Raw genomic sequence first — 25661 nt, 5'->3', positions numbered from 1 at the left:
TCCCGCAAGCGGGAGAGGGTCTTTTGCCTTACGGCCGGCCCACCAGGTCGTCGACCGAGCCGCTGGTCACCGGGTGATACAGGGGCCGGGCCTCGGCGTAGATGCGGCGGGCGATGGGCCGGCCCCAGTCGCCCTCGTTCCACAGGGTCTGGAACAGGGGCAGGACGAATTTGCGTCGGCCCTGGCTGGTCAGGAACCGCTCGGCCGTGGCGACCGCGGGCTGATAGCGGTGGGCCAGGGCGATCTGGAGCCAGGCGAAGGTCAGTTCGCTGTTGCCCTCGTTCGCCAGGTTCAGGGTGCGCTCCATGTCCGCCAGCTGGGCGTCGGTGAGCCAGTCGCCGCTGCCGTTTCCAACCGGGGGGCGCCAGCCGAGGAAGCGCTGGCGCTGCTGAGTGTTCCAGTCCTTCCAGGGGACGGCCGAGGCGGGGCCCTTGCCGACAAAGAAGGCCCATGCCGCGTCATCGACCGGCTTGAAGGCGTTCGAAACGGGCGCCACGGCGTTGGACGGCAGGCCGGGCTGATAGACCCAGGCGTCCAGCTGAAGCTGGGATTCCAGGGCCGCGTCGCCCTTCACCAGATGGGTGCGGATGTCGTCCAGGAACATGGCCGTGGTCATGGGGCGATAGGCGTTGCGGTCGAAATAGCCGCGCAGCCAGGCGTCGAACCGATCCCGGCCCACAGTGCGTTCGACGGTCCGCAGGAACAGGGCGCCCTTCTCATAGGCGATGTCGTTCATGCCGTCGTCGGGATCGCGGCCCTGAAGATCCAGGTGCAGGCGGGTGTCGGGCGCGGGCAGGGACTTCAGCGTGTCCTGCAGGCTGCCCCAGCCCAGAACCTGTTCCTGCATGGCGCGGTCATGGCCATAGACCGACTCCATGATCCGGTTCTCGAAATAGACGGTGAAGCCCTCGTTCAGCCAGAAGTCGTTCCAGGTGGCGTTGGTCACCAGATTGCCGGACCAGGAGTGGGCCAGTTCGTGCGCCACCAGCGAGACCAGCGACCGGTCGCCCGCGATGATGGTCGGGGTGGCGAAGGTCAGTTTGGGGTTCTCCATCCCGCCGAAGGGGAAGGAGGGCGGCAGGACCAAGAGGTCGTAGCGGCCCCAGCGATAGGGGCCGTAGAGCTTTTCGGCCGCGTCCACCATCTCGGCGGTCGGCTCCAGCTCATGGGCGGCGGCGCGCAGGCGGCTGGGCTCGGTCCAGACCCCGGTGCGTTCGTCGAAGGGGGCGAAGGCGATGTCGCCGACGCCGATGGCGATCAGATAGGGCGGGATCGGATTGTCCATCCGGAAGCGCCAGGTCTTCATGCCGTTGCCCGCCGGCTCGCCGTTCGGCGTCAGATGGTCGGCGCTCATGACCACGGTCAGGTCGGCGGGCGCGGTGATGCGGGCCGAATAGGTCTGGCGAATGCCGGGGCTGTCCTGGGTCGGCACCCAGGTGCGGGTCAGGATGGCCTGGCCCTGGCTGAACAGATAGGGCTTTTGACCGCCCGCCGTCTGGCTGGGCGACAGCCATTGCAGGGCCGCCGCATCGGGCCGGGTCGAATAGCGGACGGTGATCTTGCGCCGTTCGTTGGGCGCGAAGGCCGGGAAATAGACGGTCAGGGGCTGGCCCTTGACGGCGTCATTGTCGCCGACGACGTAACGCAGCGGCTGACCCGAGGCGTCGCGCACGTCCTGAATGTCCAGATTGCGGATGTCGAGAATGATCTCGTTGGCGCCGGGGACGGCCAGGATGTCCAGGGTCGCCGTGCCCGACAGGGCCTTGGCCTCGAAGTTCGCGGTCAGGTCCAGGGCCACATCGACGACGCGGGCGATCTCGGGACGGGCGTAGGTGTGGCTGTCGACGGCGTCCGGGCCGGGGGCGGGCGCGACGGCCGGCGGCGCCAGGGCCGCGCTTCCGGTCGTGGTCGAACAGGCCGAAAGGCCCAGGGCCGAGGCGAGGGCGAGGGCGGAGACGAGGCCGAAGGCTTTGCGCGTCATCGAGGCTTTCCGGATCAGATCATGAGCTTGGCCCGGAGAACGCGCGGAAACGCGAAAAAGATCAAGCCTCGACGCGGCCGCAGCCTATGCGGTCGGTGGCGCGTGATGGGCGCGGAACAGCCAGCCCCGCTCGGCGAACAGGACCAGGGCCAGGGCCGTCAGGCCGAAGACGGTGAAGCCGAGGGACATGGGCACGGTGGTGCCGTTGAACTGCTGACCCACCGCAAAGCCCAGCAGGGAGCCGGCGATGGTGGAGATGAAGCCCTGGATCGAGGCGGCCGTGCCGGCGATATGGCCCATGGTCTCCATGGCCATGGCGCCGAAGTTCCCGGCGATCAGGCCGAAACAGAACATGGTCAGGGTCTGAAGGACGGCGAAGGTGATCAGTGTCTCATGGCCGCTGAGCGCCACCGCCGCATGGACCGCCGACACCGTGGTGAAGCCGATCAGGGCGGTGTGGGAGATCTTGCGCGAGCCCAGCCGCACCACCAGTCGGGCGTTGACCAGGGAGGCGACCGCTATGCCGCCCGCGATCAGGGCGAAGACGGCGGGGAAGACGGCCTCGGCGTCGAAGACGTCGGCGAAGATCTGCTGCGAGGAGTTGATGAAGCCGAACAGGGCGCCGGTGATGGCCGTCATGGCCAGGGTGTAGCCCATGGCGGTGCGGTCGGTCAGGGCGGTGCGATAGGCCGAGGTCAGGCGTTTGACCTGGATCGGCAGACGATCCTCCGGCTTCAGGGTCTCGGGCAGGCGTAAGGATGCCCAGACGATCAGGGCCACGCCGATCAGGCCGAGGCCCGCGAAGATCCAGCGCCACGGCCCGACCAGCATGATCAACTGCCCCAGCGACGGCGCAAGGATGGGCACGCCCAGGAAGACCAGGAAGCTGAACGACATGACCCGCGCCATGGTGCGGCCCTCATAGCGGTCGCGCACGATGGAGACCGCCAGCACCCGGGTGCAGGCGCTGCCCAGCCCCTGGCCGATCCGCGCCAGGATCAGGGTCTCGAAGGTGGGCGCCAGGGTCGCCAGAAGGCTGAAGACCACATAGAGGCCGACCCCGGCCAGAAGGATCGGCTTTCGCCCGAACCGGTCTGCGACCGGACCATAGATCAGCTGCGCCCCGCCGAAGCCCAGCAGATAGGCGGTCACCACCCACTGACGGCTGTTTTCGTTCGTCACCCCCAGGTCGGCGCCTATGGCGGGCAGGGCGGGCAGCATGGAATCGATCGCCAGGGCGTTCAGCGCCATCATCAGGGCGATCAGACAGACGAACTCGACGAATCCGGGTTCTCTTCTGGCGGGGGCTGACGCGGCGGAAACGGACATCCGGGCCAGATGCCCCGCCGCGCCGCGAACCGCAACCAGTCGCCGGCTATAAATTGCTGCAATGCAGCGAAATCGAGGTTGAACGCCGGGCGCCTCGCCAATGTCATGAAGCTTCGCTAGAGGAAGTCATGACAGAACAGATGACAGCACAGGCGGCGCTGGACCGCCTCGAAACCCTCTACACCCAATCCGTGACCAACCTGCGCGACGCCGTGCGGGATTTCGTCAACACCGGCGCCCGGCCCGATCCGGTCAAACGCGCCGAAGGGGTGTTCGCCTATCCCGAACTTCGCATCCGCTGGGACGGGGATCGCCCCCAGGACCTGGAGCCGCGCGCCTATGCCCGGCTGGCCAAACAGGGGGTCTATTCGACCACCGTCACCCGGCCGGACCTGTTCCGCCCCTATCTGACCGAACAGCTGGGTCTGCTGGAAAAGGAATACGGCGCGACCTTCGAGGTCGGGATTTCGAACCAGGAAATCCCCTTCCCCTATGTGACCGACGGACTGGAGGTGGCGCTGGACCGGTCGATGACGGCGGCCCTGGCGCGCTGGTTCCCGACCACGGACCTGGCCCACATCGGCGACGAGATCGCCGATGGCTTGTTCGACATGGGCGGCGACTTCCCCCTGTCGCATTTCGACGGCCTGCGGACCGACTTCTCCCTGGCGCGGCTGAGACACTACACCGGAACCCCGGTGGACGACGTCCAGTCCTATGTCCTGTTCACTAACTACAACCGCTACGTCGACGAGTTCGTGCGCTGGGCCATCGAACAGCTGCAGACGCCGGGCACCCCCTATCAGACCCTGTCCTGCGCCGGCGGGGTGGTGATCACGCGCGACACCCCCAATCCCGAGACGGCGATCAGCGATACGGCCTGGAAGAAGCACCAGATGCCGGCCTATCACCTGACGGCGCCGGGCCACCAAGGAGTGACCCTGGTCAATATCGGCGTCGGCCCGTCCAACGCCAAGACGATCACGGACCATCTGGCGGTCACCCGTCCGCACGTCTGGCTGATGATCGGTCACTGCGGCGGTCTGCGCGCCAGCCAGACCATCGGCGACTATGTGCTGGCCCACGCCTATCTGCGCGACGACCATGTACTGGACGCGGTCCTGCCGCCGGACATTCCGATCCCCTCGATCGCGGAGGTCCAGCGCGCCCTCTATGACGCCACCAAGTCGGTCAGCGGCATGCCGGGCGACGAGGTCAAGCTGAGGTTGCGCACCGGCACGGTGGTCACCACCGACGACCGGAACTGGGAGCTGCGCTATTCCAAGTCGGCGCTTCGCTTCAACCAGAGCCGCGCCGTCGCCATCGACATGGAAAGCGCCACCATCGCCGCGCAAGGCTACCGGTTCCGGGTGCCCTACGGCACCCTGCTGTGCGTCTCGGACAAGCCGCTGCACGGCGAGATCAAACTGCCGGGCCAGGCCAACCGCTTCTACGAAGGCTCGATCTCGGAACATCTGCAGATCGGCATCCAGGCGGTCGGCCTGATGCGGGACGAGGGACCGAAACTCCACTCCCGCAAGCTCCGCGCCTTCGACGAGCCGCCGTTCCGTTAAGAGGGGCGCGATAGACCCTCTCCCGCTTGCGGGGGAGGTGGCCCGGCGTTCGCGCTGCGAACCAGGGTCGGAGGGGGAGTTTTCACTTGAAAAGAAGACTTCCCCCAATCGTCAGCCGTCTCGCTGCGCTCGACGAGCTGACACTTCCCCCGCAAGCGGGGGAAGGTCTGTTCGCTGTCGCAGATCAAGAAAGCGCTTTACAATGCAAAGCGCATTGTGCATCCTGTGATCATCGGATTTCAGGAGGAGTTCGCCATGACGCGCGACACGCAGACGATCCAAGACGACATCGCCTATATGCGGGCTTTGGCTCACGAAGGTCGGCACGCGCCCCTGCTGGCGGGCCCCATACTGGTGGCTGCGGCCATCATCTTCGGAGGCGCCAGCCTGGGGCAGTGGGCGCTCAAGACCGACTTGATCGCGCTGAATCCCTGGGCGGCGCTCTGGCTTTGGATCGGTTCGGCCCTGGTCTTCGCGGCCGCCCTGGTCGTGCTGATCGGGCGGATGAAGGGACGCCCCGGCTATAATTCGTCGGGCAATCGGGCGGTGGGCGCGGCCTGGTCCGGCGTGGGCTTCGGCATCTTCGTCACCTGGTTGGCCCTCACCGCCCTGTCGGTGAAGAGTGGAAGCTGGGCCTGGATGGCGGTCATGCCAACGGTGGTTCTGACGGCCTATGGATCGGCCTGGATGGTCGCGGCGGCCATGACGCGCGTGCGGTGGATGAGCGTCACGGCCCTGTTGTCCTACGCCGGCGCCGTCGCCATAGCCTGGTTTGCGGACAGTCCGGCCATCTATCTGGTCTATGCCCTGGTCCTGGCCGCCGTCGCCCTGGTCCCCGGTCTGATCCTGATGCGGCAGGAACCGTCGGAGATCGTCTGATGGCCGATGACTTCGACATCAGCCGGATCGACGAGGTCATCCACGGGCGGATCCGGCTGGGGATCATGGCCTATCTGTCCGGCGCGGACACAGCCGACTTCAACACCTTGAAGACCCGGCTCCAGACGACCGACGGCAATCTGTCGGTCCATCTGAGGAAGCTGGAGGAGGCGGGCTTCGTCGCCGTGACCAAGAGCTTCATCGGCCGCAAGCCCCTGACCCAGGCCAGTCTGACCGAAGAGGGCCGCGCCGCCTTCGTCGCCTATCTGGACGCCATGGCGGGCCTGCTGCCGGCGCGCTAGAGCATGATCGTTTCGGACGGAACCGCTTTGCGGTTCCGACAGAAGCGTGAATCATGCTCTCGCTCTAATCTGGAGCCTGATTCACCGTTTCAGCGGAACCGCGAAGCGGTTCCTCTTCAACGGATCAGGCTCTAGAAGCGGGGCATGAGCCACCGTCTCCATGCCTTCGAGGCCATCGACAACTTCCGCGACTATGGCGACTACGCCACGGCGGCCGGGCGACGCATCCGCCCCGGCCGCCTGCTGCGTTCGGGCCATCACGCCCGGGCCAGCGAGGCCGATCTGGAGCGGCTGAAGGGGTTCGGCCTGGGGGCGGTGGTCGATCTGCGCCGACCGGGCGAAAGGCGCGACCAGCCCTCGCGACGGCATGACGGTTTCGACGCCCTGGTGATCGAGGGCGGGATCGATGACGGGGCCGAGGCGCCCCACATCACCTTCCTGAAAACGGCGGATCTGACGCCGGATTCGGGTCGGCGTTTCATGACCCAGACCTATCGCAGCCTGCCGTTCGACGCCGCCCACATCGACGTTTTCGGCCGCTATTTCCAAGCCCTGGGACAGATGGGGGGCGATCAGGACCGACCCGTGCTGATCCACTGCGCGGCGGGCAAGGACCGGACCGGCTTTCTCGCCGCCTTGACGCATCATCTGCTGGGCGTCCACCACGACGACCTGATCGAGGACTATCTGCTGACCAATACGGCCGTCGATCTGGTCGGTCGCGCCCCCGCCATTGCGCGGCGTCTGCACGAGATGACCGGCCGTGTCGCCTCCGACGACGCGGTGGTGGCCTTCCTCGGGGTGGAGGCCGCCTATCTGGAGGCCGCCTTCGCCGAGGTCGAGGCGCGGCATGGATCCCTGGACGTCTATCTGGAACAGGCCCTGGGCGTCGACGCCGCCCTGCGCGCCCGAATCGAGGCGCGGCTGTCGGCGTGAACGGCGCCCTGACCCATGTGGTCGTCCGCGATCATCCGTGGACGGACCCCTTGGCTGTCGCGGCCGGGATCGGTGGGACGGACGGCGCCCTGGCCCTGCTGTCGGACGGCGGTCCCGGCGGCCGCTGGTCCCATGTGGCGACGGCGCCGGATCGGGTTCATGTGGGCGGGGTCGAAGCCGATCTGTTCGACCCCCTGCGCGATCCGGCCTGGAGCGCAGGGACGGTGGGACTGGCCGCCTATGACGCGGGCGCGCGACCGGCGACCGGCGAGCGGCCCCTGGTGTGGCCCGACCTGATCCTGGCCCGCTATCCGGCCATGCTGAGCTTCGACCATCATCAGCGGCGTGTTCGCGCCGTCGGCCGGGGGGCGACGGCGGCGCAGGCCGAGGCGGCGGCCGTTCAGGCGTCGAAATGGCGGGCGGCGGCGGTCACGCCTGCGACTCCCGACGCTCCGGCCGAGACCTTTGCGGCCGAGGCGCCGGACCAGGCCTATCGCGACTGCGTGGCCGAGGTGGTCGCCCGGATCGCGGCCGGTGAACTGTTTCAGGCCAATATCGCCCGCGCCTGGGGCGGCGCGCTGAAGCCAAAGGCCGATCCGTTCGACGTCTTCCTGCGGCTGCAACAGGGGCGGGCCTCGCCCTACGGCGCCTTCTGGCGGATCGGGGACCGGGCCCTGGTGTCCAATTCGCCTGAGCTCTTCCTGGCCTTGGACGGCGAGGCCCGGCGCATCGAGGCGCGGCCGATCAAGGGCACGCGCGCCCGGTCGGCCGACCCGCTCGAGGACGCGGCCCTGGCCGCCGCGCTTCAGGCCAGCGCCAAGGACCGGGCCGAAAACCTGATGATCGTCGATCTGATGCGTAACGACCTGGCCCGCGCCTCGCGCGTCGGCTCGGTCGCGGTCGAACGGCTGTTCGCGATCGAGAGCCATCCGACCGTCCACCATCTGGTCTCGACCGTGGTCGGCCGGGCCGAGCCGGGGGTGACGCCGGCCGACCTGCTGGAGGCGACCTTCCCGCCGGGCTCGATCACCGGGGCGCCCAAACACCAGGCCATGAAGGTCATCGCCGAATATGAGCCGCCGCGCGGCGCCTGGTGCGGGTCGCTGTTCATTCTGGAAGACGGCGGGGGGCTGACCGCCTCGGTCCTGATCCGCACCGCCGCGTTCGAGCGCCGGGACGAGTGTTGGACCTTCCGCACCCTGGCCGGCGCCGGAATCGTCGCCGACAGCGACCCTCAGTCCGAACTTGCCGAGACCGAAACAAAGATCGCCGCCCTGAGACAGGCTCTGACGGGTCAGCAGTCCGTACAGGCGATCTGCGTCACCTCGCGCGGATTCAGATAGGCGCGGCGGGTGAAGCTGGCGGACGGCAGGAAGCGCTGGAACGGCGAGGCGTAGGTGTAGCGGGCCTCGGCGATGATGATCGACGACCCGACCGGCAGGAGATCAGCGGGAATGTCGGCGTCCGCGACGGTGAGTCGGCCGCTGAGGGCCCCACTCCCGCCCGAGGCCGCCCAGCTGCGGCTCCAGTTCACCGTATATTTGGTCGTCGTGTCCCGGCTGACGCTGCTGACCCTCTGTTCCAGCGAGGCCGGGGCGAAGGGCGCCATGATGGAGGGGCCGACCAAAAAGACGTTGTCGATGTCGGCCTTGGTGATGTCGCGGGACTGGGCGGTCAAATCCGCGACCGAAGCGGCCACATGGCTGGTGCGACGCACAGCCATATAGCCCTGACACAGATCGACCATGCCTGCATAGAACAGGATCATGACCGGGGCGATCAGGGCGAATTCGACCGCAGAGACCCCGGTCTCGTCGCGCGCCAGCCTGCGCATCAGCGACCGGCGCATCAGAAGGGCTCGTTGCGGAAGGCGGTGGTGGCGGAGATCATGATCTGTCCGGGCCCCGCGGCGCTCACGGACTGGGTCAGGGCGGGCACGATCATCGGCTGTTTGTACCAGACACGCGCGACGACCAGATTCTGGGCCGCGCCGGGGTCGTAGCCGGTCTTGGACAGGTCCAGGACGCCGTTCTCGTCCTTGGGCGGGTCGATATTGTCGGAGAATTTGGCGACGACCCGGACATCGACGGTGGCGCGGGCGGCGCAGTCGCTCTTGAACACGCTCATCTGATCGCAGAAGGCCTGTTTGAACCCGGCCTGATCCAGACCCTTGGCCTGGGCCTCGCCGGTTCGGATTTCGCGGCTGACGGTCAACAGGGCGTTTTCGGCGACGGCGTCGGTGATGAAGACCAGACCCAGCTGGAAGATCGAGAACAGCAGAAGAAAGAAGGGGGTGGCGACCAGGGCGAACTCCACCGCCGCCGCGCCTTCACGGTGACCGGCGGAGCCGCGACGGGGAGAACCATCCAGCGCCGCCATGGATCAGGGCGCCGAGGCCGGGCCGGTCGCGGCGGCGCCGGCGCGCAGGCTGGGGGCGCAGGAGGCGCCGCAGGTCATTTCCGTGGCCTGGGCCCCGCGCCAGACCCGAACCGATCCGGTCGATCCGCCGGTAACCACGATCTCGCGCTGGAACAGGGTGCGGCCCACGCCGTCGACCGCCACCACCTCGGTCACCCCATAGCCCTTTCCGACGATGAACAGGGTGTTGGCGTCCACCACGGTGACGTCGGCGATCTGAGGATTGGCGACGATGACCGAGGCGGCGGCGCCCCGCAGCTGGACGCGCGCGGAGCGGTCGATCTCGACATTGAGCGCGCCGTTCGGGCTCTGCGCCTGGGCGGGCAGGCCGGCCAGGGCGAGGACGGCGGTGATGACGGCGATGGAAAGGCGGGGCATCGGCGGCTCTGAAACAAGGGCGCGCATCAGCGCGGACGCGCGCATGATGGCCCAGGCTTCCTCAACAAAGGCTGAAGTTCGTCGATCCGGGATTTTCTGTGGTGAATCCGCAGGTAACTAAAAACCGTGACCTGGCCTTAACGCCTCTTGGTCATTCTAACCGTGCGTTTTGGGGGTCAAGCGGGCTACCGGCTCCCCCCGCCAAGTTGCTCGCTAGACATATACACAAGGGAACTCACCATGACCAAGTTCATCTCGCGTTTCGCTAAGGACGAATCCGGCGCCACCGCCATCGAATACGGCCTGATCGCCGCTCTGATCGCCGTCGTGATCATCACCGTGCTCGGCACCATCGGCACCAACCTGAACACCAAGCTGCAAGCCGTCTCCGACGGCCTGGAAGGCAAGAAGTCCTAAGACGCCTCCACGTCTTGAAGCCTGGGAAGGGCCGGAGCGCACGCTCCGGCCCTTCTTCTTTGTGGCGCGGCAACCCGGCCTTAATCCGCCCGTGCCAGCATGGGGTCATGGACCTTCTGAGCCTTCCCTTCCTGGCCGTCTTTCCGATCCTGATGGTGGCTACGGGTCTGCATGACCTGACCACGATGCGGATTCCGAACTGGATCTCCCTGGCCCTGCTGGCCGCCTTCTTTCCGGCGGCCCTGCTCGTCGGCCTGACCCTGCCTGAGATCGCCGTCCATCTGGGCGTCGGCTTCGCCGCCCTGATCCTCGGCATGGGCCTGTTCGCCCTGAACTGGATCGGGGGCGGGGACGCCAAGGCCCTGGCTGCGGCCTGCCTGTGGTTGGGGTTCGGCGATCTGGGGCCGCTGCTGCTGTGGATCGCCCTGGCCGGCGGCGGCTTCTGCCTCCTGCTGATCCTCGCCCGCCAATACTATCCTCTGCTGTCTCCGCTCCCGCCGCGCCTTCCGTGGGTCGCCCGCCTGCTGGAGCCCAAGGGCGATATTCCCTATGGCGTCGCCATCGCCATCGGCGCCCTGCTGACCTTTCCCGAGGGCGACATGGTCGTTCGCGCCTTGGCGGTTTCTTGAGGTTGCGCAAGCGGGCGTCGCTTAGGAAGCGTTAACTCTCGGGCCTCATGATCGTTAACGGTAGGGGGCGAGGATCATGTCCGGCTCGCCGCGCCTGCCGGAGATCGTCTGGATGAAGCCCGCCCGCATCGTCGTCCTTTGCATCGCCGCCGTGTCCGCACTGGGCCTGGCTCTGGTCGTGCGCGCCATGGGGCAGGGCGAGCCCGCCGCGCCGGCCGCCGCCGCGCCTGTCGAGGCGCGCCCCATGGCCAAGATTTTGGTCGCTGCCCGCGATCTGGAGCCCGGCAAACGCCTGACCGAGGGCGACCTGTCCTGGAAGGACTGGCCGGTCGATCAGTTGAACCCCGCCTTCATCAGCGACGGCTCCGTCCCGCTTCCCGCCGCCGCCGACAAGCCGGCCGAGGCCAAGCCCGCTGATGAAAAGGCCGTCGCCGACAAGACCGCCGGCGCGGTTCAGCGGGTCGGCGAGGCCGCCGGCCGCCTGGTAGGGACCGGAGTCAAGTCCGACTATGTCGGCTCGGTCGTGCGCGAACCCATTCTCGCCGGAGAGCCGATCGTGGCGCGCAAGATCGTGCGCGCGGGCGACAGCGGCTATCTGGCGGCCTATCTGGAGCCCGGCATGCGCGCCATGGCCATTGCGGTCACGGTGGAATCGGCCGCCGGCGGCTTCATCCTGCCCGGCGACCGGGTCGACGTCGTCCTGACCGCCCAGAAGGAGACTCCTTCCGGGGCGGTGGAAGGCGGCGGCTCGGGCTCCAAATATTCGTCGGCCACAGTGATGCAGAACGTCAAGGTCCTGGCCATCGACCAGTCCACCCGCGTCGGCGACGACGCCCAGGCCGTGGTCGGGGCGACCGCCACCCTGGAGGTCCGCCCCCAAGACGCCGTGCTTCTGGCCCAGGCCAAGTCCGAGGGCGAACTGTCCCTGTCGCTGCGCTCCTACGCCGATACGGCGGGGCCGTCCGGCGCGACCCGCGCGCCCCAGGCGGCGGCCCTGACGCGCAACGTGCGGGTCTATCGCGGCGGGACGCCTGAAACCGTGGTGACGCCGTGAGAGCCTCGATCCTGTCCAAGGCCGTCCTGATCACGGTCGCCGCCGCCGGCCTGGTCCTGGCGCCGGCCGCCGGAACGGCCCAGACGCGCGCCGCCGTGTCGATGGGGACGGCGCCGCGGCTGATCAACCTGCCGCGCGGCACCTCCTTCGCCGTGGATCTGCCGGCCGACGCCCGTGACGTGATCGTCTCCAATCCGCAGGTGGCCGAGGCCATGCTGCATTCGCCGCGCCGGATCACCGTGATCGGGATCGCGCCGGGTGAGACCGACGCCGTCTTCCTGGACGCCGCCGGCCGCACCATTCTGAGCCTGCGCGTCCGGGTCGATGCGGGCGTCAGCGCCCTGCAGGACACCCTCAGCCGCGTGGCCCCCGGCGGCGGCATCCACGCCGAGGCCGTCAACGACAGCGTCATACTGACCGGAACGGCGGACAGCCCGGCCCAGGCGGCCCAGGCGGCCCAGGTCGCCCGCGCCTTCGTTTCGGCCCCGGAAAAGGTGATCAATATGATCAGCGTCTCCGGCTCGGACCAGGTGACGCTGAAGGTGCGCGTGGTCGAGGTGCAGCGCAGCAGCCTGAAGCAACTGGGTTTCAACGCCGACATCCTGAAGGGCTCGGGCATCCACTCCTACGGCTTCAGTCGGCCGAACACCTATGGAGTGAACGGGGCGGCGGCCGGGGGCGGCGGCCTCTGTTACAATCAGACGGGCGGTCGGACGACGAACGGGACCAGCACGGTCTCCAGCGGCAGTCAGACGAGCGCCGGCTCGAACGCCAGCGCCTCCCAGACCTGGACGGGCGCCCCCTTCCCGACAACGGTTACGGTCACCGACGTCAACGGCAATCTGGTTCAGGTCCCTGGAACGGCCCTGGCCCAGGCGTCGACCGGCTCCTCGAGCGCGGCCTCGGTCTCGAACGCCATCCAGGATATCGCCTCCACCGCCTTCCGCACCATGACGGGCACGAACGCCACCGGCTGTCTGGAGGCGTTCGAGCGGGTCGGTCTGGCCCGGACCCTGGCCGAGCCCAATCTGACGTCGGTGAACGGCGAATCCGCAAACTTCCTGGCCGGGGGCGAGTTTCCCCTGCCGACCGGGCGGGATCGGGACGGCAACATCACCGTGACCTATAAGCCCTACGGCGTGGGCCTGGCCTTCCGGCCCATCGTCCTGTCGGGCGGCCGCATCTCGCTTCAGGTCAAGGTCGAGGTGTCCGAACTGACCGAACAGGGCGGGTTCACCATCGGCGCCGGCACGGCCTCGTCCATCACCCTGCCGGGCCTGACCGTCCGACGCAGCGAAAACACGGTCGAACTGCCGTCAGGCGGCGCGATGATGATCGCCGGCCTGTTGCAGGAAAGCACGAGGCAGGCGGTCGATTCCCTGCCCGGCATGACCAATCTGCCGGTGCTGGGCTCCCTGTTCCGCTCGCGCGACTATCTGAACGGCGAGACCGAGCTGGTCGTCATCGTCGAGCCCTATATCGTCAGTCCGACCTCGCCGGATCGGATGCAGACCCCTGCCGACGGCCTGCGGATCGCCACGGATTCCCAGACCATCCTGTTCGGACAGCTGAACCAGGTCTATGGCGCGCCCGCTCCCGGACCGGCCGGTTCAGGCGCCGCCTGGCAGGGCGCCGTCGGCTATGTGATCGAGTGAGCTCATGACCCGTCTCTCGTTCTTGCCTCTCGCCCTGTTGGCCGGCGCGGCGCTCGGCCTCTCCGCCTGCGTCGGCGGCCCGGCCAGCCTGGGCGGTGAACCGCCCCTGACGCCGGCCTCCCGCTATGCGCTCCAGGTGGAGACCGGCCTGGACCGGATCGCCCTCGCCGTTCACGACGACGGCCTTTCGGCCAATCAGAACGCCGCCCTAGCCGCCCTGGTCGAACGGTTCGCCGCCGTCGGCGCCGGTTCTATCGTGATCGAGGCGCCGGCCGGGGACGATCCGGTCGCCGCCCAGACCGCCTACGCCGTGCGCGACGCCCTGACGCGCCTCGGTGTGGGTGGAGACCGGCTTCGCATCGTCGGCTACGACGGACCCAATCCGCGCGCGCCGGTCCTGGTCGGTTTCGAGACGGTCCAGGCGGCCGTGCCCCGCTGCGGAACGGCCTGGGGCAATCTGAGCCGGACCGGGGACAACAGGTCCTCGTCCAACTTCGGCTGCGCGGTCAACGCCAATCTGGCGGCCCAGATCGCCGACCCGCGCGACATTGCAGGGCCGCGCGCCATGACCCCCGCCTCGGCCGGGCGGCGCACGGTGGTGTTCGACAAATACGCCGCCGGCGAGCAGACCGCCGCACCCCAGGAGACGCTGGTGGAGAGCGCGCGCATTTCGACGGCGGTGGACTGAGCCTGATGAACCCCGCCGCGCCTCGCCCCTTCGACGCCCTGGACGACGGTTTCGACGTCGACATGGACTTTTCCGAGCCGTCCGCCTTCCCGACGTCGGACGCTCGATCGGCTGCCTTCCTGAGCGCCGGCGCCCATCCGGGCCAGCCGGCGCCCCCCGGCGGGGGTTCGCCCCAGGCCCCCGCGCCCTCCAGCTTCAATCCTGTCGGCGAGATGGTGGCCAGGGCGCAGTCGACGCTTGCGCCCGCGCCTGCGGCGACGCCCCATTCGGCGCCCGCTCTGGCGCCCATGATGTCGGCCGAGACCAGCCTGGCGCCCCTCGGCGCCATCGGCGAGGTGTCGGTGCCCCGCATCGCCATCCATGTTTTCGCCGAACGTCAGGACACCCTGGCCGCAGCCGAGCGCGGGGCCCAGGACCGGCGCCTGTCGCGCGCCACCACCCAGATCCGCATCGGCGGGGTCATGGGGGCAGTCGAGACCTATCGCCATGAGCCGACCCCGCCCCTGATCATCGTCGAATGCCTGAAGGACCCCCAGACCCTGCTGTGGGAGGTGGATCAGCTGGCCGAGGTCTGCGACACCGGCACCAAGGTGGTGGTGATCGGGGCGACCAACGACATCCTTCTGTTCCGCGAACTGATGCGGCGCGGCGTCAGCGAATATCTGGTCGCCCCCCTTCAGCCGTTGCAGCTGATCGCGGCGATCGGCGGCCTGTTCAACGACCCGGCCCAGCCCTTCGTCGGCCGCTCCATCGCCTTCGTCGGCGCGCGCGGTGGGGCGGGGGCCTCGGCCGTGGCGCACAACACCGCCTACGCCATTTCCGAGCGGATCGGGGCCAATACGGTCATCGTCGACTATGATCTGCCGTTCGGCACGGCCGGACTGGACTTCAACCAGGATCCGCTGAACGGGGTGGTCGACGCCCTGGGCCAGCCGGACCGGCTGGATGCGACCCTTCTGGACCGGATGATGGTCCGCTGCACCGACAAGCTGAGCCTGTTCGCCGCGCCCGCGACCCTGGACACCGATTGGGACATCTCCACCGAGGCGTTCGAAGAGGTCACGACCCGCATCCGCGCCACCGCCCCCTTCGTCATTCTGGACCTGCCCCATCTGTGGTCGCCCTGGATGCGCCGCACCCTGATCAGCGCCGACGAAGTGGTGGTGGTGGCGACCCCCGATCTGGCGGCCCTGCGCAACGCCAAGAACATGATCGACCTGATCCGTCAGGGGCGGCCCAACGACGCTCCGCCGCGTCTGGTGCTGAATCAGGTCGGGGTGCCGGGCCGACCGGAAATTCCGGCCAAGGATTTCGGCGCCGCCCTGGGCGTCCATCCCAGTCTGATCATCCCGTTCGACGCCAAGACCTTCGGGGCGGCGGCCAACAACGGCCAGATGATCCTGGACGCCGGCGCCAAGACCAAGGCGGCCGAAGCCTTCCAGACCCTGGCCCAGATCGTCTCGCGCCGAGAGCTGCCGGCTGCGGCCGCAGGCAAGCCCGTCAAGGCGGCGCGACCCGCCGAGGAGGACAGGGCGTCCAAATCCCTGTTCGGCTCTCTGTTCAAGAAACGCTGACGGATGTTCGGCAAACGCACAGGTCAACCCGGCGTCGGCGCGGCGCCCCTGCGCGAGGCGCCCTCTGCCGCGCCGCCCGCAGCCACGGGTTTCGACGCGCCCCTGCGTCAGCCGACGCCCGGCGTCCAGACCGAGGCCTTCGCCTTCGGCGGGGCTGACGAGCAGGCCGGGGCCGGGCGCGGTTTCGGCGGAATGGACCAGGCCTGGGCCGCTCCGCCCAAGCCGGACCGGCTGGACGCCCTGGCGGCCCGACCTTCATCCCCGTCCGAGGCGCCCCCGCCCCCGTCGGGGGGCAAGGCTGCAGGGCCCCGGCCGACCGCCGGTTTCGAACAGTTGAAGAAGGCCCAGGCGGTCGCCGAGATCGTCCGGGAACAGAGCGACTATTATCACGCCACGAAGACCACCATCTTCAATGCGTTGATGAACACCATCGATCTGGCCAACCTGGCTCAGCTCGACAACAAGACGGCGTCGGAAGAGATCCGCGACATCGTCGCCGAACTGGTGGCGATCAAGAACGTCTCCATGTCGGTGGCCGAGCAGGAGCACCTGGTCCAGGACATCGTCAATGACGTCCTGGGCTATGGCCCGCTGGAGCCGCTGCTGGCGCGCGACGACATCGCCGACATCATGGTCAACGGCGCCGGCCGGGTCTTCATCGAAGTGGGGGGCAAGGTCCAGCTGACCAATGTCCGCTTCCGCGACAACGCCCAGCTGATGAACATCTGCCAGCGGATCGTCTCTCAGGTCGGTCGCCGCGTCGATGAATCCAGCCCCATCTGCGACGCTCGCCTGCCCGACGGCTCGCGCGTCAACGTCATCGCTCCGCCCCTGGCGATCGACGGACCGACCCTGACGATCCGGAAGTTCAAGAAGGACAAGCTGACGATGAAGAATCTGGTGGAGTACGCCTCCATCAGTCCCGAGGGGGCGCGCGTCCTCGGCGTCATCGGCGCTTCACGCTGCAATCTGGTCATCTCGGGCGGCACCGGCTCGGGCAAGACGACCCTGCTGAACACCCTGACCGCCTTCATCGACCCGACCGAGCGGGTCATCACCTGCGAAGACGCCGCCGAACTGCAACTCCAGCAGCCGCACGTCGTGCGCCTGGAGACCCGGCCGCCCAATCTGGAGGGCCAGGGCCAGATCACCATGCGGGACCTGGTCAAGAACTGTCTGCGGATGCGCCCCGAACGGATCATCGTCGGCGAGGTGCGCGGGCCCGAGGCCTTCGACCTGCTCCAGGCCATGAACACCGGCCACGACGGCTCGATGGGCACGCTGCACGCCAACTCCCCGCGCGAAGCCATCAGCCGGATGGAGTCGATGATCACCATGGGCGGCTACGGCCTGCCGTCCAGGACCATCCGAGAGATGATCGTCGGCTCGGTCGACGTCATCATCCAGGCCGCCCGCCTGCGCGACGGCTCGCGCCGCATCACCCACATCACCGAGGTCGTGGGCCTGGAAGGCGATGTGATCGTGACCCAGGACCTGTTCGTCTACGACATCACCGGCGAGGACGAGCACGGCAAGATCGTCGGCCGCCACCGCTCCACCGGCATCGCGCGTCCCCGCTTCTGGGACCGCGCCCGCTACTATGGGCTGGAGCGCGAGCTGGCCGACGCCCTCGACGCGGCGGAGTAGGGGCATGCTGCCGATTCTCGCCGCTGTTCTGGCCTTCATCACCATCGGCGGCCTGGGCTGGGTCTTCGTCGGTGGAGACGATTCCTCGAGCCAGGCCCTGAAGCGGGCCAACAAGCTGGGCGAGACCAAGCGAAACGCCGCCACGGCGCGCAGGGCGGCGGCCGCGGCCAGCACGCCCGAGGCCCGCCGCAAACAGATCGCCGAACAGTTGAAAGAGGCCGATCGCCGCGAGCGCAAGGCCCGCGCCACCATGTCAGTGCGGCTGAAACAGGCGGGCCTGAGCATAGGCGTGCGGACCTTCTACATCGTCAGCGCCGTCGCCGGCGGGATCGCGGCCCTGCTGGGCCTGGTGTTCGGGCTGCACGTCATTCTGGCGCTCGGTCTGGGCGTGGGGGTGGCGCTGGGCCTGCCGCGCTGGATCGTCAGCTTCCTGGCCAAGGGCCGGATGAAGAAATTCTCCCTGGAGTTCCCCAACGCCGTCGATGTCATCGTGCGGGGCATCAAGTCCGGCCTGCCGGTCCACGAGTGTTTCAAGATCATCGCCCGCGAAAGCCCGGCGCCCCTGGGGCCCGAGTTCAAGCTGCTGGTCGAGGGCCTGGGGGTCGGCATGACGCTGGAACAGGGGCTGGAGCGGATGTACGAGCGCATGCCGTCGCCGGAGCTGCGCTTCTTCACCATCGTCATCGCCATCCAGCAGAAGACCGGCGGCAATCTGGCCGAGGCCCTGGGCAATCTGTCGGCGGTTCTGCGCGCCCGCCGGATGATGGCCGAAAAGGTCAAGGCCATGTCGTCCGAAGCCCTGGCTTCGGCCGGGATCATCGGCTCCCTGCCGCCGGCCGTCATGGCCATGGTGATGTTCACCAGTCCCGGCTACATGATGTCCCTGTTCACCGACATCCGCGGCAACGCCCTGTTGCTGCTGGCGGGGGTTCTGATGGGACTGGGCGTCTTCGTCATGAAGCGCATGATCTCGTTCAAGATCTGAGGCGGGGACATGGACGGTTTCATTCGCTTCATCACCGACCCGCAAAACCTGCTCAGCATAGGGGTGGGGGTGCTGGTCTTCGCCACCGTCCTGACCCTGCTGTCTTCCATGACCCGGGGCGTTCAGCTGGACAAGCGGATGAAGGCGGTTTCGGAGCGCCGCGACGACCTGAAGCGTCGCTCACGCGCTGCGATCCAGTCGGGCCAGGGCGCGCTGCGCCACAGCGATGACGAGGGCTTCAAGAAGCTGCTCGTCGACCGGCTGAACCTGACCAAGCTGCTGGAAGACCCGAAGGTCGCCGACCAGATGGCCCAAGCCGGCTATCGCGGTCCGCGTCCCTTGACCACCTTCTACTTCTTCCGCTTCGCCTCGCCCTTCCTGTTCCTGGCGGTGGCGGTCTTCTATCTGTTCGTGCTCAAGATCGTCGACTGGCCGACGATGAACAAGATCAGCGCCTGTATGGGCGCCGTGGTCGCCGGCTTCTATGCGCCGAACCTCTATGTGAAGAACCGCATCGCCAAACGCCGGGCCTCGATCATGCTGGCCTTTCCCGACGCCCTGGACCTGCTGCTGATCTGCGTCGAGGCGGGCATGTCGATTGAGGCGGCCGTCAACAAGGTCAGCCAGGAGATCGGCTCCTCCTCGATCGAACTGGCCGAGGAACTGTCCCTGCTGTCGGCCGAGCTCAGCTATCTGCCGGACCGCCGCATGGCCTATGAGAACCTGGGCCGGCGCACCAACCATCCAGGCGTCAAGTCGGTGGCGGTCGCCATGACCCAGGCCGAGACCTACGGCACGCCCCTGTCCTCGGCCCTGCGCGTCATGGCCAAGGAGAACCGCGAACTGCGCCTGTCGGCGGCGGAGAAGAAGGCTGCGGCCCTGCCGGCCCAGCTGACGGTGCCGATGATCCTGTTCTTCCTGCCGGTCCTGTTCATCGTCATCCTGGGCCCGGCGATCCTGAACATCATGGACACCATGGCCAAGGGCTGAAGCGTCAGCCTTCTGCGGCGGCCTTCAATCCGTCGACGATGGCCTGGTGCGCCTCGCGCAGGGCGTTTCTGTGCTTGTCGTGAAACAGTTCGCCGCGCAGGCCCGCGAACTTGTGGCCAGACGAGACGATGCAGCGCCCCTTCTCCAGCTCCTCGATGTCGATGTAGCGCAGGGTGCGGAACAGAAAGCCCCGGTTCTCGGTCCAGACCAGCCGCACATAGGGCCGCCATTCCGCAACCCGGGCCGCCGCCCGCCGCTCGCCCTGGCCGGGAAAGGCCTCGGTGATCGTCAGCTGGCCGCCAAAGGCGATGGCGCCCTCCACATCGGTCTCGTGCGGATTCCAGCGGTTCCAGCCGGGCAGGTCCGAGACCAGCTCCCAGAGCCGGTCAGAGGTCGCCTGCACCCCGGCGCGTCGTTCGATCTTGGCGTCTTCCATGGCGCCGATCTGACACGGCTGGACGGCGGAAGGAAGACGTCTCAGTCGGGAACGACCATCTTCAGCCGCCGCCCGTCGTCCAGCCCCAACCGCGTCTTGACCTCGAACAGGTCGGCGCCGGCCGGAATGATCAGCAGCTTCTTGGGCTGGGCGGCGTTGACCGCGACGACGGCGCCCTTGGGACAGATGTCGAAACAGTCGGCGCTGGTGACGGTCAGCGCCCCCTTGCGCCCCTTCTTGCCCTTCTTCAGGTGCAGATATTTCCGCAGGGCCTTCTTCAGGGTCAGGTCCCCGTCCGGCCCGAAACCGCCGTCCAGCTTCTTGGAGCATTTGCGGCAGACCAGGACCACATCCTTCCACTCGGTCTTTGCGCTCTTGAACTCTTCGACGGCCATGATTCGAGTGTCGCCGAGCGATGGTCGTTGCACAAGCGGAATGGGTTCGTCGTCTCCTCCCCGCCTAGCGGGGAGGTGGCGCGGCGCTTCTTCAGCGCCGTGACGGAGGGGCTGCTGACCCGGACTCGGTGCGGCGGACAGGCCCCTCCACCGCTTCGCGATCCCTCCCCGCAGAGCGGGGAGGAGACGGATATGACTACAACCGCTCGAACACCGTCTCGATCACCCGGCGATAGACGGCCGTCAGCGCCTCCAGCTCCGCTGTCGGCACCCGTTCGTCGATCTGGTGCATGGTCTGGCCGACCAGGCCTAGCTCCAGCACCGGGCACAGGGCGCGGATGAAGCGGGCGTCGGAAGTGCCGCCGGTGGTCGAGGCTTCGGGGCGGCGCCCCAGCTGGGCCTCGACGGCGTCCTGCACCGCCTCCACGAAGACCCCCGGCTCGGTCAGGAAGGCCTCGCCGGAACACAGGTGCTCCAGAGTGATCTGCAGCCCGGTCTCGGCCTGCATGGCCCCGGCCTCGCGGTTCAGCCAGTCGATCAAGGCATCGCCCGTATGGCTGGGGTTGAAGCGGATGTTCAGCCGCGCCCTGGCCTCGGCCGGAATGATGTTGGTCGCCGGATTGCCGATATCGATCGTGGTGATCTCCAGGTTCGACGGCGGGAAGCCTTCGTATCCCTCGTCCAGCACATGGTCGTTCAGCCGGCTCATCAGCCGGGCGATCACCGGGGCCGGATTGGCCGCCCGCTCCGGATAGGCGACGTGGCCCTGTTTGCCCGTGACGGTGATCCAACTGTTCAGCGAGCCGCGCCGCCCGACCTTGATCATGTCGCCCAGGTGCTGCGACGACGAGGGCTCGCCCACGATACAGGCGTCGATCACCTCGCCCTCGGCCGCCAGGGTCTCGACCACCCGTTTAGTGCCGTGAAGCGCCGGGCCTTCCTCGTCCCCGGTGATCAGGAAGGAGAGGGAGCCCTTCGGCTCGCCTTCCGCCAGCACCTGGGACACGGCGGCGACCCAGGCGGCGATCCCGCCCTTCATGTCCACCGCGCCCCGGCCGTACAGCAGGCCGTCCCTGACCTCGGCGTTGAAGGGCTGGGCCGACCACTGATCGGACGGACCGGTCGGCACCACGTCCGTATGGCCGGCGAAGCACAGATTGGGCGAGGCGGTTCCGCGCCGGGCGTACAGGTTCTCGATCCGCGCATGGACCCCTTCGCCCCCCGGTCCCTCGAAGGCCAGGCGCCGGCAGTGGAAGCCCAGGGCCGTCAGATGGCGTTCCAGCACGTCCATGGCCCCCTCGTCGGCGGGGGTGACGGATGGAATACGGATCAGGTCGCGGGTCAGTTCGACAGGATCGATCACAGGAGTTGATGCGCGGCTCATGCGCCTATGCTTTAGGGACATCGCGCAACGGGGAGAAGGCCCATGCCCAAGATCGATATCGACGCCGCGCCCAGAGGCGACGGCACGACCTATCCGGACGAATTCGCCGGCCCCTGTCTGTCGCGCCGCCGCTGGAAGCTGGGCGATGCGGCGGGCCTGACCCAGTTCGGCGTCAACCTGCTGCGCCTGCCCGACGGCGCCTGGTCCAGCCAGCGCCACTGGCACGAGGCCGAAGACGAGTTCGTCATGGTGGTCGAGGGCGAGGTCGTCCTGGTCGAGGAGGACGGCGAGACGGTTCTGCGCCCCGGCGACTGCGCCGGCTTCAAGGCCGGCGTCGCCAACGGACACAGGCTCGAGAACCGATCCGGCCGCGAGGCGGTTCTGCTGGAGGTCGGCACGCGCAGCCCGACCGTCACCCCTTGCGACTACCCCGACATCGACATGGTCCTGCCCGCGGGCGCGGACCGCTATTTCCACCGCGACGGTTCGCCCTATCCGAAGTTCCCCAGACGCACGTGAGCACCGAAACCCTCGACACCGCCCCCGCCGCCCCGCCGGTTCCGCCGCCTCCGCCCGAGGGCCCCGACAGTCCCTGGGGCATCCGCGATTTCCGCCTTCTGTGGTTCGGGCGCGTGGTCGCGGTTCTGGCCATCCAGATCCAGTCCTCGGCCCTGTTGTGGCAGGTCTATGAGATCGCCCGGCGCGATCATCCGATCGAACAGGCCAGTCTCTATCTGGGCCTGGTCGGCCTGTGTCAGTTCCTGCCGCTTCTGGCCTTCACCCTGCCGGCCGGGGCCATGGCCGACCGGCGCGACCGGAAACGCACCGTCTGGATTTCCATCCTGGTCGAGGCGGCCTGCGCCGGCTCCTTCCTGGCCATGGCCCTGCACGGAAACCCGCCCCTGTGGGGGCTGCTGGCGGTCGCGGCCCTGTTCGGCGCGGCGCGGGCGTTTCTGGCGCCGGCCAGCCAGGCCTTCCTGCCGATGGTGGTGGGCCGCAAGGCCCTGCCGCCCGCCATCGCCGCCCAGTCCATCGCCTTCCAGACCGGGGCCATCGCCGGGCCGGCCCTGGGCGGGGTGATCGTGGGCGTCAATGTGCCCCTGGCCTATGCGGTGTCGCTGGGGATGTTCCTCTTGGCCGTCGCCGCCTTCATCCTGATCCGCACCAGCGGCAAGCCGGCGCCCCAAGCCAATCCGCTGTCGCCGATCGACGCGGTCAAGGAGGGGCTGGCCTATGTGTGGAAGACCAAGATCGTGCTCGGCGCCATTTCGCTGGACCTGGTCGTGGTCCTGCTGGCGGGGGTCGCGCTTCTGACGCCGATCTTCGCCCGCGACATCCTTCATGTCGGCCCCCAGGGCTTCGGCCTGCTGCGGGCGGCCTTCGGCGTCGGCGCCATGGGCATGGCCATCTATCTGAGCCGCTTCCCGATCCGACGGAACGGCGGGCGCTGGATGTTCTCGGCCGTGGCGGTGTTCGGCCTGTGCACCCTGACCTTCGGCCTGTCCAAGATCGTCTGGCTGTCCGGCCTGGCCCTGCTGATCGGCGGGGCGGCGGACATGATCAGCGTCAATGTGCGCCAGACCCTGATCCAGCTGGCCACGCCCGACCATATGCGCGGCCGGGTCTCGTCGGTCTCCATGCTGTTCATCGGCGCCTCGAACGAACTGGGCGAGGCCTATTCCGGCGTCATGGTGCGGATGCTGGGCGCGGTGGGAGCCGCAGTCTTCGGCGGCTTCGGCGCCCTGGCCGCGACCGGCGCCTGGTCGGCCATGTTCCCGGGGCTGAGGAGGGCGGATCGGCTGACGTGAGCTCAGAGTGCTGGTGAATAGTGCTAGTGAGCTTCAAGGCCGGGTCTATCCGCTCGCCCTCGCTCACCAGCACTATTCACTAGCACCAGAATCGCGGACCTGAGGCCTCACCACCCCCTGAAATGCTTCGACAGCTTCAGGCCCTGGTTTTGATAGTGGCTGCCGCTCTCGCCATACAGGCGCACAGGGCGCTCCGTCAGGGGTTCATAGACCAGGCGGGCGACGATCTGGCCGTGTTCCAGGAGGAAGGGGGTGTCGTGGGTGCGGACCTCCAGCACCCCTTTGGACCCGGCACCGTGCGCCTCGTCCGTGCCGAAGCCGGGGTCGAAGAAGCCGGCGTAGTGGACGCGGAACTCGCCCACCGACGGGTCGATGGGGGTCATCTCGGCGGCCTGGTCGACCGGGATTTCGACGTCGTCGGACGAGGCCAGGATGTAGAACTCGCCCGGATCCAGCAGCAGTTCGCCGCGCCGCAGGGTCAGCGGCTCCCAGAAGTCGCGCGGGTCGTGGCCGTCGATATGGTCCAGATCCACAACGCCCGCATGGCGCCGCCCGCGGAATCCGACGATGTCGCCGCCCTGCAGATCGACGCCGACCGAGCGGGTCTCCAGCTTGGGCGGATCGCCGGCCTTCAGCCTGAGTTGGTTCAGCCGGGTGCCGGGGCGGACCAGGATGGAGAAGGTCTGGGGCGCGACCTCCAGATAGAGGGGGCCGTCATAGCCCTCGGCCACATCGTCGAAACTGGCGCCCTGGTCGGTCAGCAGGCGCACGAAGACGTCCACCCGGCCGGTCGAGGACTTGGGATTGGCCCGGGCGATCAGGCCCTTGGGCAGGTTCAGCCGCTCCTGAAGGCGCACGATGTAGACGCAGCCCTTTTCCAGCACGACGCCGGCGTCGGTGATCTCGATCCGGTGCATGGCCACGTCGGCGATCCGTTCCTCGACCTTGCGCCGGCCGGGCAGGAAGGAGGCGCGCACGCGCCAGGCCTGGTCCGAAAGTCGCAGATCCAGGCTGGCGGGCTGAACCTGGTCATGATCGAAGGGGGTGTCGGACGTGATGGCGCCGGCGGCGATCAGGGTCTCGATGGACTGGGCGGGCAGGATGCCGGGACGGGGCGCTTGGAAGGAACTCATGGCGTCAGTCTCACACGGTTTTCGCGACCTGTCGCCAAGTCGCGCTTGCGGCCCGCGCGCGGCGGGGCGAGCATATAGCCCATGCACGATGGTCCTGCCTATACCGCCGAAACGAACGGCATACTGATCCGGGTCCGGCCCTCCTACCTGGCGGGCCAGTCGGACCCGGACGAGGGTCGCTGGGTCTGGGCCTATCAGGTCGAGATCGTGAACCTGAGCGGGACGACGGTCCAGCTGATGGCGCGCCGCTGGACCATCACCGACGGCCACGGCCATGTCGAGGAGGTGCGCGGGCCGGGCGTGGTCGGCGAACAGCCGGTCATCGAGCCGGGCGGCAGCTATGCCTACGCCTCGGGTTGTCCCCTGCCGACCGACAGCGGGTCCATGGTCGGGGCCTATTATATGACCGACGCCGAGGGGCGCAGTTTCGAGGTCGAGATCCCGGCCTTCTCGCTGGACACGCCCGGTGCAAGACGGGTGTTGAACTGAGCGAAAGCGGATGGGGCTGCGTCAACCCGGATGAACCGCAGCCCCGCCCCCTAGAGTCTCGCCGACCGCTTGCGCGACCGGCGAGGGGGAGGTCGGCTCCATAAGGAGCATCTGTGACGCGGGCATGACCCGCTTCATTTTAGTGCGCTATGTTCGCGACGCGGTCGCTCACGACTTGAGCGCAGAGCGCCGCAGCCGCGCGGCGCTCAAGTCGCGCGAAGCGCGGTAGCGCCTACGAGCATGTCGCCCTTAGATGTAGCGCCGCAGGCTGCGGGCCAGGTCGGACGAGCCGTCCTTGCCGCGCTTGACCTGGGGTTGGTAGGCGACGCGGGCGTGTTCGACGCAATAGACGCCTTCCGAGGCGCGGCGGCCGCAGAAGCTGAACTCGCGCGACGACGGATCGCCGATCGGCCATTTGCACATATGGGCGCCCAGGGTCATGACCGTGGCCGTGCCGGGCAGGTCCGGGATCGGGGCGGGCGCCGGGGCGGCCGGTTGAACCGCCTTGGGCTGGACGACTTCCAGGCGACGCGGGGCCGCCGGTTGGGCGGCCGTCGTCGCGGCCGGGGCGGCAGGGCGG

At 68.2% G+C, this 25661-nt stretch carries 27 protein-coding genes; 17 read left to right on the top strand and 10 right to left on the bottom strand.

Annotated elements, in window-relative coordinates; translation table 11 throughout:
* Positions 1–28: 28 nt before the first annotated feature.
* Both AC07XS_RS06310 and AC07XS_RS06305 read right to left on the bottom strand, forming a co-directional pair.
* Positions 29–1981, bottom strand: coding sequence for a M1 family metallopeptidase (locus AC07XS_RS06310; protein WP_182713892.1), 1953 nt, complete (start codon positions 1979–1981; stop codon positions 29–31).
* Positions 1982–2065: 84 nt separating this feature from the next.
* Positions 2066–3310, bottom strand: a complete 1245-nt coding sequence (locus AC07XS_RS06305; RefSeq protein WP_182713893.1) for a multidrug effflux MFS transporter — start codon at positions 3308–3310, stop codon at positions 2066–2068.
* 128 nt (positions 3311–3438) lie between these two features.
* Here AC07XS_RS06305 and AC07XS_RS06300 point away from each other — a divergent pair, with 128 nt between their 5' ends.
* The 5 genes from AC07XS_RS06300 to AC07XS_RS06280 all read left to right on the top strand — a co-directional run bounded on the left by AC07XS_RS06300 (position 3439) and on the right by AC07XS_RS06280 (position 8344).
* Entirely contained in the window at positions 3439–4884 is a 1446-nt protein-coding gene (locus AC07XS_RS06300; RefSeq protein WP_054764247.1) for an AMP nucleosidase, read from the top strand.
* A gap of 255 nt (positions 4885–5139) precedes the next feature.
* Positions 5140–5763 (top strand): hypothetical protein, encoded by a 624-nt coding sequence (locus AC07XS_RS06295; RefSeq protein WP_054766769.1) that lies wholly within the window; start codon positions 5140–5142, stop codon positions 5761–5763.
* Entirely contained in the window at positions 5763–6065 is a 303-nt protein-coding gene (locus tag AC07XS_RS06290; protein ID WP_054764246.1) for a winged helix-turn-helix domain-containing protein, read from the top strand. Before AC07XS_RS06295 ends, AC07XS_RS06290 begins: the two co-directional genes overlap by 1 nt.
* 144 nt (positions 6066–6209) lie before the next feature.
* Complete coding sequence (locus AC07XS_RS06285; protein ID WP_182713894.1) at positions 6210–7001, top strand: tyrosine-protein phosphatase; 792 nt, start codon at positions 6210–6212, stop codon at positions 6999–7001.
* Positions 6998–8344, top strand: a complete 1347-nt coding sequence (locus AC07XS_RS06280; RefSeq protein WP_182713895.1) for an anthranilate synthase component I family protein — start codon at positions 6998–7000, stop codon at positions 8342–8344. The genes AC07XS_RS06285 and AC07XS_RS06280 overlap by 4 nt, the downstream gene beginning before the upstream one ends.
* Here the strand turns inward: AC07XS_RS06280 and AC07XS_RS06275 are convergent.
* Genes AC07XS_RS06275 through AC07XS_RS06265 form a run of 3 tightly spaced genes read right to left on the bottom strand, consistent with a single transcriptional unit; the run spans position 8296 to position 9797 of the window.
* The gene (locus AC07XS_RS06275) at positions 8296–8850 is read right to left on the bottom strand and encodes a TadE/TadG family type IV pilus assembly protein (protein ID WP_054764243.1); all 555 of its coding nucleotides are present in this window, start codon (positions 8848–8850) and stop codon (positions 8296–8298) included. The genes AC07XS_RS06280 and AC07XS_RS06275 overlap by 49 nt on opposite strands.
* A complete protein-coding gene (locus AC07XS_RS06270; protein WP_182713896.1) occupies positions 8850–9380 on the bottom strand; it encodes a TadE/TadG family type IV pilus assembly protein in 531 nt (176 codons plus the stop codon). The genes AC07XS_RS06275 and AC07XS_RS06270 overlap by 1 nt, the downstream gene beginning before the upstream one ends.
* 3 nt (positions 9381–9383) lie before the next feature.
* Positions 9384–9797, bottom strand: a complete 414-nt coding sequence (locus tag AC07XS_RS06265) for a pilus assembly protein N-terminal domain-containing protein (protein ID WP_182713897.1) — start codon at positions 9795–9797, stop codon at positions 9384–9386.
* Positions 9798–10037: 240 nt separating this feature from the next.
* Between AC07XS_RS06265 and AC07XS_RS06260 the strand changes: the two genes are divergently transcribed.
* From AC07XS_RS06260 to AC07XS_RS06220, 9 genes are all read left to right on the top strand, one after another.
* Entirely contained in the window at positions 10038–10214 is a 177-nt protein-coding gene (locus AC07XS_RS06260) for a Flp family type IVb pilin (protein WP_182713898.1), read from the top strand.
* A 107-nt stretch (positions 10215–10321) separates the two neighbouring features.
* Positions 10322–10843 (top strand): A24 family peptidase, encoded by a 522-nt coding sequence (locus tag AC07XS_RS06255; RefSeq protein WP_054764240.1) that lies wholly within the window; start codon positions 10322–10324, stop codon positions 10841–10843.
* 76 nt (positions 10844–10919) lie between these two features.
* Positions 10920–11897: a Flp pilus assembly protein CpaB gene (gene cpaB / locus AC07XS_RS06250; protein ID WP_287397193.1), complete on the top strand. Its 978-nt coding sequence runs from the start codon at positions 10920–10922 to the stop codon at positions 11895–11897.
* Entirely contained in the window at positions 11894–13552 is a 1659-nt protein-coding gene (locus AC07XS_RS06245) for a type II and III secretion system protein family protein (RefSeq protein ID WP_321207990.1), read from the top strand. Before cpaB ends, AC07XS_RS06245 begins: the two co-directional genes overlap by 4 nt.
* 4 nt (positions 13553–13556) lie before the next feature.
* Positions 13557–14240 (top strand): CpaD family pilus assembly lipoprotein, encoded by a 684-nt coding sequence (locus AC07XS_RS06240; RefSeq protein ID WP_182713899.1) that lies wholly within the window; start codon positions 13557–13559, stop codon positions 14238–14240.
* 5 nt (positions 14241–14245) lie between these two features.
* Entirely contained in the window at positions 14246–15814 is a 1569-nt protein-coding gene (locus AC07XS_RS06235) for a cellulose synthase operon protein YhjQ/BcsQ (RefSeq protein WP_321207991.1), read from the top strand.
* 192 nt (positions 15815–16006) lie between these two features.
* Positions 16007–17461: a TadA family conjugal transfer-associated ATPase gene (locus AC07XS_RS06230; RefSeq protein WP_494732657.1), complete on the top strand. Its 1455-nt coding sequence runs from the start codon at positions 16007–16009 to the stop codon at positions 17459–17461.
* Between the two features lie 4 nt (positions 17462–17465).
* Complete coding sequence (locus AC07XS_RS06225; RefSeq protein ID WP_054764236.1) at positions 17466–18446, top strand: type II secretion system F family protein; 981 nt, start codon at positions 17466–17468, stop codon at positions 18444–18446.
* Positions 18447–18455: 9 nt separating this feature from the next.
* Entirely contained in the window at positions 18456–19436 is a 981-nt protein-coding gene (locus AC07XS_RS06220; RefSeq protein ID WP_054764235.1) for a type II secretion system F family protein, read from the top strand.
* A gap of 4 nt (positions 19437–19440) precedes the next feature.
* On the opposite strand, the gene AC07XS_RS06215 is transcribed toward AC07XS_RS06220, so the two are convergent.
* The 3 genes from AC07XS_RS06215 to dapE form a co-directional block, all read right to left on the bottom strand.
* Complete coding sequence (locus tag AC07XS_RS06215; protein ID WP_054764234.1) at positions 19441–19872, bottom strand: SRPBCC domain-containing protein; 432 nt, start codon at positions 19870–19872, stop codon at positions 19441–19443.
* A 41-nt stretch (positions 19873–19913) separates the two neighbouring features.
* Positions 19914–20267: a hypothetical protein gene (locus tag AC07XS_RS06210; RefSeq protein WP_054764233.1), complete on the bottom strand. Its 354-nt coding sequence runs from the start codon at positions 20265–20267 to the stop codon at positions 19914–19916.
* Between the two features lie 196 nt (positions 20268–20463).
* Positions 20464–21651, bottom strand: coding sequence for a succinyl-diaminopimelate desuccinylase (gene dapE / locus AC07XS_RS06205; RefSeq protein ID WP_182713901.1), 1188 nt, complete (start codon positions 21649–21651; stop codon positions 20464–20466).
* A gap of 42 nt (positions 21652–21693) precedes the next feature.
* Here dapE and AC07XS_RS06200 point away from each other — a divergent pair, with 42 nt between their 5' ends.
* On the top strand, positions 21694–22170 hold the full coding sequence (locus AC07XS_RS06200) for a cupin domain-containing protein (protein WP_182713902.1): 477 nt from the start codon (positions 21694–21696) through the stop codon (positions 22168–22170).
* Positions 22167–23459: an MFS transporter gene (locus AC07XS_RS06195; RefSeq protein WP_321207992.1), complete on the top strand. Its 1293-nt coding sequence runs from the start codon at positions 22167–22169 to the stop codon at positions 23457–23459. The genes AC07XS_RS06200 and AC07XS_RS06195 overlap by 4 nt, the downstream gene beginning before the upstream one ends.
* Positions 23460–23566: 107 nt before the next feature.
* Here the strand turns inward: AC07XS_RS06195 and AC07XS_RS06190 are convergent, their stop codons facing one another.
* The gene (locus AC07XS_RS06190) at positions 23567–24592 is read right to left on the bottom strand and encodes a 2'-deoxycytidine 5'-triphosphate deaminase (RefSeq protein ID WP_182713903.1); all 1026 of its coding nucleotides are present in this window, start codon (positions 24590–24592) and stop codon (positions 23567–23569) included.
* Between the two features lie 81 nt (positions 24593–24673).
* Between AC07XS_RS06190 and apaG the strand changes: the two genes are divergently transcribed.
* Entirely contained in the window at positions 24674–25081 is a 408-nt protein-coding gene (gene apaG / locus AC07XS_RS06185) for a Co2+/Mg2+ efflux facilitator ApaG/CorD (RefSeq protein WP_152949141.1), read from the top strand.
* Between the two features lie 249 nt (positions 25082–25330).
* Here apaG and AC07XS_RS06180 read toward each other — a convergent pair.
* Positions 25331–25661, bottom strand: a 331-nt coding sequence (locus AC07XS_RS06180; protein WP_321207993.1) for a GcrA family cell cycle regulator, incomplete at its 5' end; no start/stop codon positions are given.

The sequence above is a fragment of the Brevundimonas sp. GW456-12-10-14-LB3 genome, from assembly GCF_059424365.1.
This window is presented reverse-complemented; position numbering and strand designations above follow the sequence as displayed.

Excerpts from the sequence above, each read along its gene's own strand:
- AC07XS_RS06310 (WP_182713892.1), bottom strand. The coding sequence starts at position 1,981 with ATGACGCGCAAAGCCTTCGGCCTCGTCTCCGCCCTCGCCCTCGCCTCG.
- AC07XS_RS06305 (WP_182713893.1), bottom strand. The coding sequence starts at position 3,310 with ATGTCCGTTTCCGCCGCGTCAGCCCCCGCCAGAAGAGAACCCGGATTC.
- AC07XS_RS06300 (WP_054764247.1), top strand. The coding sequence starts at position 3,439 with ATGACAGAACAGATGACAGCACAGGCGGCGCTGGACCGCCTCGAAACC.
- AC07XS_RS06295 (WP_054766769.1), top strand. The coding sequence starts at position 5,140 with ATGACGCGCGACACGCAGACGATCCAAGACGACATCGCCTATATGCGG.
- AC07XS_RS06290 (WP_054764246.1), top strand. The coding sequence starts at position 5,763 with ATGGCCGATGACTTCGACATCAGCCGGATCGACGAGGTCATCCACGGG.
- AC07XS_RS06285 (WP_182713894.1), top strand. The coding sequence starts at position 6,210 with ATGAGCCACCGTCTCCATGCCTTCGAGGCCATCGACAACTTCCGCGAC.
- AC07XS_RS06275 (WP_054764243.1), bottom strand. The coding sequence starts at position 8,850 with ATGCGCCGGTCGCTGATGCGCAGGCTGGCGCGCGACGAGACCGGGGTC.
- AC07XS_RS06270 (WP_182713896.1), bottom strand. The coding sequence starts at position 9,380 with ATGGCGGCGCTGGATGGTTCTCCCCGTCGCGGCTCCGCCGGTCACCGT.
- AC07XS_RS06265 (WP_182713897.1), bottom strand. The coding sequence starts at position 9,797 with ATGCCCCGCCTTTCCATCGCCGTCATCACCGCCGTCCTCGCCCTGGCC.
- AC07XS_RS06260 (WP_182713898.1), top strand. The coding sequence starts at position 10,038 with ATGACCAAGTTCATCTCGCGTTTCGCTAAGGACGAATCCGGCGCCACC.
- AC07XS_RS06255 (WP_054764240.1), top strand. The coding sequence starts at position 10,322 with ATGGACCTTCTGAGCCTTCCCTTCCTGGCCGTCTTTCCGATCCTGATG.
- cpaB (WP_287397193.1), top strand. The coding sequence starts at position 10,920 with ATGTCCGGCTCGCCGCGCCTGCCGGAGATCGTCTGGATGAAGCCCGCC.
- AC07XS_RS06240 (WP_182713899.1), top strand. The coding sequence starts at position 13,557 with ATGACCCGTCTCTCGTTCTTGCCTCTCGCCCTGTTGGCCGGCGCGGCG.
- AC07XS_RS06235 (WP_321207991.1), top strand. The coding sequence starts at position 14,246 with ATGAACCCCGCCGCGCCTCGCCCCTTCGACGCCCTGGACGACGGTTTC.
- AC07XS_RS06230 (WP_494732657.1), top strand. The coding sequence starts at position 16,007 with ATGGACCAGGCCTGGGCCGCTCCGCCCAAGCCGGACCGGCTGGACGCC.
- AC07XS_RS06225 (WP_054764236.1), top strand. The coding sequence starts at position 17,466 with ATGCTGCCGATTCTCGCCGCTGTTCTGGCCTTCATCACCATCGGCGGC.
- AC07XS_RS06220 (WP_054764235.1), top strand. The coding sequence starts at position 18,456 with ATGGACGGTTTCATTCGCTTCATCACCGACCCGCAAAACCTGCTCAGC.
- AC07XS_RS06215 (WP_054764234.1), bottom strand. The coding sequence starts at position 19,872 with ATGGAAGACGCCAAGATCGAACGACGCGCCGGGGTGCAGGCGACCTCT.
- AC07XS_RS06210 (WP_054764233.1), bottom strand. The coding sequence starts at position 20,267 with ATGGCCGTCGAAGAGTTCAAGAGCGCAAAGACCGAGTGGAAGGATGTG.
- dapE (WP_182713901.1), bottom strand. The coding sequence starts at position 21,651 with ATGAGCCGCGCATCAACTCCTGTGATCGATCCTGTCGAACTGACCCGC.
- AC07XS_RS06200 (WP_182713902.1), top strand. The coding sequence starts at position 21,694 with ATGCCCAAGATCGATATCGACGCCGCGCCCAGAGGCGACGGCACGACC.
- AC07XS_RS06190 (WP_182713903.1), bottom strand. The coding sequence starts at position 24,592 with ATGAGTTCCTTCCAAGCGCCCCGTCCCGGCATCCTGCCCGCCCAGTCC.
- apaG (WP_152949141.1), top strand. The coding sequence starts at position 24,674 with ATGCACGATGGTCCTGCCTATACCGCCGAAACGAACGGCATACTGATC.